Source organism: Vibrio sp. V10_P2A27P122, from assembly GCF_963874335.1.
Lineage (GTDB): Bacteria > Pseudomonadota > Gammaproteobacteria > Enterobacterales > Vibrionaceae > Vibrio > Vibrio anguillarum.
Genome location: NZ_CAWNHY010000208.1, coordinates 1 through 2,367, shown reverse-complemented (window position 1 = coordinate 2,367; position 2,367 = coordinate 1). Strand labels below are relative to the sequence as shown.

At 45.9% G+C, this 2,367-nt stretch carries 2 protein-coding genes; both read left to right on the top strand.

What is annotated here, in order from left to right:
* Positions 1-127: 127 nt before the first annotated feature.
* A complete protein-coding gene (gene aspS, locus AACQ17_RS08800; RefSeq protein ID WP_094147087.1) occupies positions 128-1,903 on the top strand; it encodes an aspartate--tRNA ligase in 1,776 nt (591 codons plus the stop codon).
* A gap of 120 nt (positions 1,904-2,023) precedes the next feature.
* The coding region (locus tag AACQ17_RS08795) for a thymidine kinase (protein WP_141201468.1) at positions 2,024-2,367 on the top strand (344 nt) is incomplete at its 3' end.

The window sequence follows — 2,367 nt, the reverse complement described above, 5'->3', positions numbered from 1 at the left end:
CAACAAATTGTATTCTGGAAGGTCGATTTTGCACATCTTTCAGCGTATAAACGGAACTTTGCGCTGCTCAGATAATGACGCTGAGCGGCTTAGAATTGATAACTAATTAGAGATTGGGAAATTCATTATGCGTAGCCATTATTGTGGTCACCTGAACAAGTCCCTCGCAGGACAAACTGTGGAGTTGTGCGGCTGGGTTAATCGCCGTCGTGATTTAGGCGGTCTTATCTTTATTGATATGCGAGATCGTGAAGGCATCGTTCAGGTGGTGGTTGATCCAGATATGGCGGATGTATTTGCAGTAGCTAATCAACTGCGTAATGAATTCTGCATTAAGCTAACTGGTGAAGTACGCGCGCGTCCAGAAAGTCAAATCAATAAAGAGATGGCGACTGGCGAAGTAGAAATTCTCGCGAGTGGGATTTCTATTATCAACCGCAGTGATGTTTTACCACTGGATTTCAACCAAAAGAACTCAGAAGAGCAACGTCTAAAATATCGTTACTTAGATCTACGCCGTCCAGAAATGAGTGATCGTATTAAGCTGCGCGCTAAAGCGTCTAGCTTTGTACGCCGCTTCCTTGATGAACACGGTTTCCTCGATATTGAAACGCCAGTTTTGACGAAAGCAACGCCGGAAGGGGCGCGTGATTACTTAGTGCCAAGTCGTGTGCACAAAGGCAGTTTCTATGCACTTCCTCAATCGCCACAACTGTTTAAACAGTTGCTGATGATGTCAGGTTTTGACCGTTACTATCAAATCGTAAAATGTTTCCGTGATGAAGATTTACGTGCTGACCGTCAACCAGAATTTACTCAAATCGATATTGAAACGTCATTCATGACGGCCGACCAAGTGCGTGAAGTGACTGAAAAAATGGTTCGCAATATGTGGCTTGAGTTACTAAATGTAGACTTAGGCGATTTCCCTGTGATGCCATACAGCGAAGCGATGCGTCGCTATGGTAGCGACAAGCCGGATCTGCGTAACCCACTGGAATTGGTTGATGTTGCAGACCTTGTGAAAGATGTGGATTTCAATGTTTTCTCTGGCCCAGCTAATGATGCTAAAGGACGCGTTGCGGTTATTCGTGTACCGGGTGGCGCGGCATTAACTCGTAAGCAAATTGATAGCTACGCTGAGTTTGTTGGTATTTATGGCGCGAAAGGTTTGGCGTGGATGAAAGTCAATGACCGCGCTGCTGGCTTAGAGGGTGTTCAATCTCCGGTCGCGAAATTCCTTTCGGCTGACATTGTGGAAGGTATTTTAGAACGCACTCACGCTGAGTCTGGCGACATCATTTTGTTTGGTGCCGATAAAATAAAAGTGGTGACTGAAGCCTTGGGTGCGCTGCGTTTGAAATTGGGTAAAGATCTGGCGATCACCAATGAAAATTCATGGGCTCCACTATGGGTTGTTGATTTCCCGATGTTTGAGGAAGATGACGAAGGTAACTTGCATGCTATGCATCACCCATTTACCGCGCCACTTAACTTAACCGCGCAAGAGCTGCAAACCAACCCAGCGGTTGCAAATTCAAATGCTTACGACATGGTACTAAACGGCTATGAAGTGGGCGGTGGCTCGGTGCGTATTCACAATGCTGAAATGCAATCTGTGGTGTTTGATATTTTAGGTATCGATGCGCAAGAGCAACAACTGAAATTTGGCTTCCTATTGGATGCGCTGAAATTTGGTACGCCACCACACGCAGGTCTTGCATTCGGTCTTGACCGTTTGGTGATGCTGTTGTGTGGTACGGAAAATATTCGCGATGTGATTGCCTTCCCTAAAACAACCGCAGCCGCTTGTTTGCTAACGGATGCACCGAGTCTGGCTAACCCAGCGTCGCTCGAAGAGTTGGCGATTGCGGTGACGGTCGCAAAAGAAAAAGCGCAATAAACGCAACGGTAGCAGGGTGGCGAAAGTCACCCTCTTTTTTGCCCCCGCGTAGGGTTATCCTTTTTTATTTGAGTGAACCTTGTTCTCTCGCCAATTGACTTAGTGACAGGAATCTCTCTTTTGGCTCAAATGTATTTCTATTACTCTGCGATGAATGCAGGTAAATCAACCACTCTTCTACAATCTTCTTTCAACTACCAAGAGCGTGGTATGACGCCCGTGATCTATACCGCTGCCATCGACGACCGCTATGGTGTTGGTAAAGTCAGCTCAAGAATAGGATTGGAATCAGACGCCCAGCTTTTTACTGCTGAAACGAATTTGTATGATGAGATTAACGCACTGCACGAGCAACAAAAGCGTCACTGTATTTTGGTTGATGAGTGCCAATTCTTAACCAAAGAGCAAGTTTATCAATTGACTGAAGTGGTCGATAAAATCGGCATTCCGGTACTGTGCTATGG

Coding starts and splice junctions, on each gene's coding strand:
- aspS (WP_094147087.1), top strand. CDS start 128: ATGCGTAGCCATTATTGTGGTCACCTGAACAAGTCCCTCGCAGGACAA.